The sequence below is a fragment of the Microbacterium sp. KNMS genome (assembly GCF_053851835.1).
In genome coordinates this window covers 85,489-91,800 of sequence record NZ_JBSQBP010000017.1, presented here as the reverse complement: position 1 = coordinate 91,800, position 6,312 = coordinate 85,489, and the positions used below count along the sequence as shown (strand labels likewise).

General features: G+C 68.5%; 5 protein-coding genes. All 5 read right to left on the bottom strand.

Annotated features, from left to right (window positions below):
- Nucleotides 1-44 precede the first annotated feature (44 nt).
- Nucleotides 45-1,808, bottom strand: coding sequence for a type 2 periplasmic-binding domain-containing protein (locus ACWXWW_RS11935; protein WP_324014308.1), 1,764 nt, complete (start codon nucleotides 1,806-1,808; stop codon nucleotides 45-47).
- A 28-nt stretch (nucleotides 1,809-1,836) separates the two neighbouring features.
- On the bottom strand, nucleotides 1,837-2,802 hold the full coding sequence (locus tag ACWXWW_RS11930; protein WP_271172779.1) for a carbohydrate ABC transporter permease: 966 nt from the start codon (nucleotides 2,800-2,802) through the stop codon (nucleotides 1,837-1,839).
- 10 nt (nucleotides 2,803-2,812) lie between these two features.
- Nucleotides 2,813-3,814, bottom strand: coding sequence for an ABC transporter permease (locus ACWXWW_RS11925; protein ID WP_324014307.1), 1,002 nt, complete (start codon nucleotides 3,812-3,814; stop codon nucleotides 2,813-2,815).
- Between the two features lie 281 nt (nucleotides 3,815-4,095).
- Nucleotides 4,096-5,043 (bottom strand): nucleoside hydrolase, encoded by a 948-nt coding sequence (locus ACWXWW_RS11920; RefSeq protein WP_455970053.1) that lies wholly within the window; start codon nucleotides 5,041-5,043, stop codon nucleotides 4,096-4,098.
- Nucleotides 5,044-5,052: 9 nt separating this feature from the next.
- Nucleotides 5,053-6,129 carry a 3-deoxy-7-phosphoheptulonate synthase gene (locus tag ACWXWW_RS11915; protein ID WP_324014305.1) on the bottom strand — a complete coding sequence of 359 codons (1,077 nt, stop codon included), beginning with the start codon at nucleotides 6,127-6,129 and terminating at the stop codon, nucleotides 5,053-5,055.
- Nucleotides 6,130-6,312: the final 183 nt, after the last annotated feature.

The window sequence follows — 6,312 nt, the reverse complement described above, 5'->3', positions numbered from 1 at the left end:
GGTCCCGCGCCATGCGCGGGACCGGCCCCTCCGGCGCGAGACGGTCAGCCGAACTGCTCGGCCACCGCGACGCGCGCGTCGTTCTGCGCCTCGGCCTTCTCCATGTCGAAGGCGAGCACCTTGTCGTAGCCGAGCCCCTCGACCGTGGTCTGCAGGTCGTCGAGCAGGGCGTCGAACTCCGCGTCGTCGCGGGCGAAGACCATCTGCCATGAGTACTGCACGATCTGCGCCTTGATCTGGTTGCGGAGCGTCTCGATCTCCGACGTGTCGGGGGGCGACGTGTACCCGCCGCCGGGGGCGACGAGGATCTGGTCGTGCGTCTCGAGGAAGTCCATCGTGGAGGTCGCGCCGTCCATGTGCGACGACCAGTCCTCGGTGAACGGGTTCGACTGGGTCTCCTGGAAGCTCGGCCAGAACGTGTAGCTGTACGGGAAGCCGGTGTCCGGGTCGACGTCGGCGGGGAGCACGACCGTGACGTTGAGCGCCGACACGCCGTCTCGGTAGGTGCCGCCGCCCCATTCCTCCGGAACAGCGGCCTCCCCGGTCAGGAGCGCCTCCATGCCGAACTCGGTGAGCTCGGGCTCGCCGTCCGCCCCGACCTCCCAGGTCAGGCCCTGCGGTCCGGCGGCGGCGCCCGTCTGGCTGCCGTTCACGTACGCGCCCTCTGTCGAGTAGAGCCAGTCGATGAAGGCCGCGATGCGCTCCGGATCCTCGGCGTCCGCGCCGATCGCGAGCACCTGCTTGCCGCCGTAGATCTCGGCGCCGTACGAGAAGATCTGCTGGTCCTGCATGTTCACCATGCCGAAGCCCTTGCCCTCGGCGGTGTTCTCCGGCGTGTTGAAGGCCGACTGGCCGAGCCACGGCCAGAACGAGAACAGCACCTGCCCGTTCTGGTACTTCGTGAACATCGTGTCGTAGTTCTGCGTGGTCGACTCGGGGTCGACCAGGCCGAGCTCGTTGGCCTCGTGGAAGAAGCGCAGCGAGCGCACGTACGCGGAGTCGTCGTCGATGATGCTCTGGTAGTCGGACCCGTCGGCCTTCGCCAGCGCGAAGCCCATCTCGTCGTACCCGTAGAACGTCGCCGGCTGCTTGGCGTTGTTCATGAAGTTGCCGTCCCAGTCCTTGAAGAGGGACAGCCCGTAGACGGGCTGTCCGTTCTCGGCGGTCGGGTGCGCGGCCTGCATGTCGGCGAGGATCGGGAGGAGGTCCTCGAGCGTGCCCACCTCGGGGTAGCCGAGCTCCGCGTAGTAGTCCCACCGGACGTAGGGGCCGAAGGTCGGCTCGAGCCCCTCCGACGACTCCGTCGGAGGGATCGAGGAGACGCTCGTCGGGAAGGCGTAGACGCCGTCCTTCCCCTCGTTGAGCTTGTCGACCGCGGCGTCGAACCGGGGCGCGTGCTCCATCCGGTCGTAGTACCCGCCCGCGTCGAGCACGAGCCCGCCCTCGATGAGCTCGTCGAGCTTCTCCCCCTTGTCCGTGATGATGAGGTCGCCGAGATCGCCCGCCGAGACGCGGGTGTTGTAGAGCGTGTCGCCTCCGCCCGCGACGTTGGGGGCGATGATGTTGAGCTCCATGTTGAACTTGTCCTTGACGATCTTCGCGAACCATCCGCTCTGCACGCCCATGTAGTTCGCGAGGCCGTCGAAGACGTCGATCGTGATCGTCTCCTCCCAGGCCTCGGGGAAGCTCCCGCTGCCCGAGTCCTGCGCATCGGACGGCTGCTCGCCCGTGATGAGGGAGCAGCCCGCGAGCGACGCGACCGCGAGGGATCCGACCGCGACTCCCGCGGCCAGTCTGGTGAGCTTCATTGCCTGTCCTTTCCTCTGAGCCCGGCCGTCAGCCCTTGACGGCGCCGAGCATGATGCCCTTGACGAAGAACCGCTGGAAGAGCGGGTAGATGAAGATGATCGGGAGCACGACGATCACCGAGATGGTCATGCGGATCGAGGTCGCCGTCTGCGTCGTCGCGGCACCCGCGATCGCGCTGAGGTCGCCGCCCGCGTTCTGCGCCGCCTGGGCGAGCGACGACGCCTGATTGAGGAACATGTACAGCTGGTACTGCAGCGTGTACAGGCTCTGGTCGGTGATGTAGATCAGGGTGTCCTGGAACATGTTCCACTGGGCGACGGCGGAGAAGATGGCGACGGTCGCGAGGATCGGGGTCATGTTCTGGAGGTAGACCCGGAAGAACACCTGCAAGATGTTCGCGCCGTCGACCTCCGCCGCCTCCTGCAGCGAGCGCGGCATCGACTCGACGTAGGTCTTGACGAGGATGATGTTGAACGGCTGGACGACGAACGGCAGGACGTAGACCCAGAAGTTGTTCGTGAGCCCCAGCGCCTTGACGATGATGAAGACCGGGATGAGCCCCGCGCTGAAGTACATCGTCACGACCGTGAACCGGTACCAGAAGCTGCGGCCCCACATCCGCTCCTGCGTGAACATGAAGCCGAGGAAGGCCGACGCGAGCACGGTCGCCGCCGTGCCGAGGACCGTGCGCGCGACGGTGACCGCCGCGGAGGTCGCGAGTCCCTTGAGCTGGAAGATCTCGGCGTAGTTCTCCAGGTGGAACCCGACGGGGAAGAGCCGCACATCGCCCAGAGCCGAGGCGTCGTTCGCACTGACCGAGTTGATGATGAGGTAGTAGAAGGGGTACGCGCAGAGGATCGCGAGCACCGTGAACATCGCGTAGTTCAGGATGTGGAACGCGAGGTCGCCGGCCGACCTGCTGCCGGTGCGGGGCGCGCGTCGATCGGGCGCGAGGCCGGGCGCGACGAGTGCGGATGTCTCGGTGACGGTCATGTTCGCTGCCTCAGATGATCGACGAGCCGCGCGTGCGCTTGGCGATGGCGTTGACGGTGAAGAGCAGGACCACGGAGATCAGGCTCTTGAGCATGCCGACGGCGGTCGCCATCGACAGGTTGTTGCCGGTCAGGCCGATGTTGTAGACGTACAGGTCGAGCACCTCGATGTGCTCCTTGTTGAAGGCGTTCTGGAACACGAAGTACTGCTCCATGCCGTTGTTGAGCAAGTTCGCGATCGAGAGCATGAGCAGGACGATGTAGGTCGGCATGAGCTGCGGCACCGTGATGTGCCACATCGTCTGGAAGCGGCCGGCGCCGTCGAGCTTGGCGGACTCGTAGAGGGAGGGGTCGATGCCCGCGATGGCCGCGAGGTAGATGATCGCGCCCCATCCGAGTCCCTTCCAGAGACTCCAGAGCGTCATCGTGATCCAGACGCCCTCGCCGCCCGAGTCGAGGAACTTCATGGGCGCCGTGATGAGGCCGGAGTCGACGAGGACGTCGTTCACGAGCCCCGTGCTCGAGAACAGGGAGAACGCGATCATGTACACGAGCACCCACGAGATGAAGTTCGGCATAGTCGTGAGCGTCTGCACGGAGTTGCGGAACCACGGCGCCTTGATCTCGTTGAGGAAGATCGCGAACGCGACGGGGAGGACCGAGGTCGCGATCCCGAGGAAGCTCATCGCGAGCGTGTTGGTGAGCACCTGCCCGATCTGCGCGATCTGCGCGGGCGAGTTGAACATGAGCTCGAACCACTGCAGGCCGACGAACTCGCTCCCGGCGAGCCCGAGCGCCGGCCGGTAGTCGTACAGGGAGTAGATCCACCCGTACAGCGGGAAGTACGAGAACAGGAAGATCAGCACCATGAACGGCACGATGCACAGGAACATCCCGAACGACGTGCGCCGACCGCGCCGCCGCGCCCGCGACCGCCCGCGCGGCCCGCCGGCACCTGCGGCGAGAGACGCGGTCTCCGGAGCCGCGCTTCCGACCTCCGTGAGCACGCTCATCGCGCGCCTCCTCTGCACCGGCTCATCTCACTCCTTCGTGTGACCCGCGACGTGCCCTCTTCCGAGGATCAGTCGAATCGCTTCGATAAAGCTACGCAGAGACGTCGCGGGCGTCAAGGGGAAATGTGGCGAGCGCACACGATAGGCGCGATCAAGCCCGGAATCACGCGGGTATCGCGGCGCGAGGCGACGTCGCAGCCCTGGCCCGATCGACCGCCATTTGTCGAAGCGCTCCGCGAAACCGCCCGAAGCGGGGGTGCGGCAGGCTGCGGAGCGGCTGGTCAGGCGCTCGCGATGAGATCCACCATCCGGTCCTCGAAGCCCGGCTCGACCTCGAGCACGACCCGATGGCGCGCGCCGTCGACCTCGGGCCATCCGCGCCACATGCCGCGCAGATCGGCCACCGTGCGACCGCGGCTCGGACCGTGCGTCGTGTCGACCTCGACGTGCACGACGGGCGCGACGACGGTCGACACGAGCCCGCACCCGACCGCGACCGCGAGCGCGTCGTGGTTCGCCGAGGTGCGCTCGCCGGTCACCTGCGCGTAGTACCCGAAGTAGTGGTCGAGGATGTCTGCCGCGTATCGCCCGGCGCGGCCGCCCGCGGCGAGGCGCGCGCGATGCTCCTCGGTGAGGAGCGTGCGCATCGTGACGTCGAGGCCCACCATCGTGACGGGCCACGCGGCGTCGAACACGCGCTGGGCCGCCTCGGGATCGTGCCAGATGTTCGCCTCGGCCCCCGGGGTGACGTTGCCGGGGACGAACGACGCGCCGCCCATGATCGTCACGGCGCGCACGCGGGACGGAAGATCGGGATCCGCGTCCAGGGCGAGCGCGAGGTTCGTGAGCGGCCCGACCGCGACGATCTCGAGCTCGTGCGCGTGCTCGCGGCTGAGCCGCAGCAGCAGATCGACCGCGCTCTCGCGCGCGAGGACCGGCGCGAAATCGAGGTCCGCCCTGCCGCCCTGCCCATCGGCACCGTGGACCGCCGTCGAGAACTCCGGCGCCGTGCCGTCATACGGACCGGCGGCCCCCGCGGCAACCGGGACGTCGGAGCGCCCCGCGATGTCGAGCACGTACGCGGTGTTCCGCGCGGCCTGCGCGACATCGATGTTGCCCCAGGTCGCCGTGCACGCGAGCAGCTCGATCTCGGGCGCCCGGCACGCCGTGAGGATGGCCAGGGCGTCGTCGATGCCGGTGTCGACGTCGAGCACGATCTTGGTCGTCACCGCTCGAGCCTACCCGGCGCGTCCGCCCCGCCTCGCGCGCGCGGCTGCCGCCAGCAGGCCGAGCGCGTCGACCGTGGTCTCCCAGGACAGGCATGCGTCCGTGACGCTCTGGCCGTAGACGAGCCCGGCGGGTCCGCGGGCGACATCCAGCGGCTGCGCGCCCGCGACGAGATTGCTCTCGAGCATGACACCCGCGATCGCGCCGCCCGCGGCGACCTGCTCGGCGATCTCGCCGGCCACCGCGAACTGCCGCACGTGGTCCTTCCCGCTGTTCCCGTGGCTCGCGTCGACGACGAGACGCGGCGCGAGGCCGGCAGCTGCGAGGCGCGAGGCCGCGGCCTGCACGTGCTCGGGGCCGTGGTTCGGGCCGTCCGCCCCTCCGCGCAGGATCACCGAGGTGTCGGGGTTGCCGGTCGTCGCGACGAGACTCGCGCGGCCGTCAGCGCCGATTCCGAGGAACGCCTGCGGCGCGGCCGCCGCCCTAGCGGCGTCGATCGCGACCTGGATGCCGCCGTCCATCCCGTTCTTGAACCCGATCGGCATGGACAGGCCGGAGGCGAGCTGTCGGTGGATCTGACTCTCGGTCGTGCGCGCGCCGATCGCTCCCCACGTGACGAGGTCGGCGATGTACTGCGGGCTGATCGGCTCGAGGAACTCGGTCGCGCAGGGCAGACCGAGCGCCGTGACGTCGCGGAGGAAGCGGCGGGCGAGACGCAGTCCGGTCGCGATGTCATGGCTTCCGTCGAGGTGCGGATCGTTGATGAGTCCCTTCCAGCCGACCGTCGTGCGGGGCTTCTCGAAGTAGGTCCGCATGACGACGAGGAGATCCTCGTCGTGGCGCCGGGCCTCCTCCGCGAGCCGCGCGGCGTAGTCGAGCCCCGCGGCCGGGTCGTGGATCGAGCACGGGCCGACGACGACGAGCAGGCGGGGATCGTCTCCGGTCATCACCGAGCGGACGGCCTCGCGCGCGGCGCCGACGAAGGGGGCGCTGTCGGCGCCGGGCAGCTCTGCGGCGATCTCAGCGGGGCTCGGGAGGGTCGTGAACGAGGCGACGTGGATGTCGGATGCGGCCTCGATGGTGTCCATGGCAGGTCCTGTCCCTGGTCGGGGCGGACCCTCTTGCGCAGAGCCCGCCGATACGGCGAAGGGCAGAGCGATCGCTCTGCCCTGTCGGCTCTGGAGGTGTCGGCACGCTACATCCGCGACGGCCCCTCCAGAGCCGACTCGTCATACGCATACCAACGGGTTGTCATGCCGCCACTCTAGTGC

Bases quoted from the DNA above. Each gene is read 5' to 3' on its own strand.
- ACWXWW_RS11935 (WP_324014308.1), bottom strand. From the start codon at position 1,808: ATGAAGCTCACCAGACTGGCCGCGGGAGTCGCGGTCGGATCCCTCGCG.
- ACWXWW_RS11930 (WP_271172779.1), bottom strand. From the start codon at position 2,802: ATGACCGTCACCGAGACATCCGCACTCGTCGCGCCCGGCCTCGCGCCC.
- ACWXWW_RS11915 (WP_324014305.1), bottom strand. From the start codon at position 6,129: ATGGACACCATCGAGGCCGCATCCGACATCCACGTCGCCTCGTTCACG.
- ACWXWW_RS11925 (WP_324014307.1), bottom strand. From the start codon at position 3,814: ATGAGCGTGCTCACGGAGGTCGGAAGCGCGGCTCCGGAGACCGCGTCT.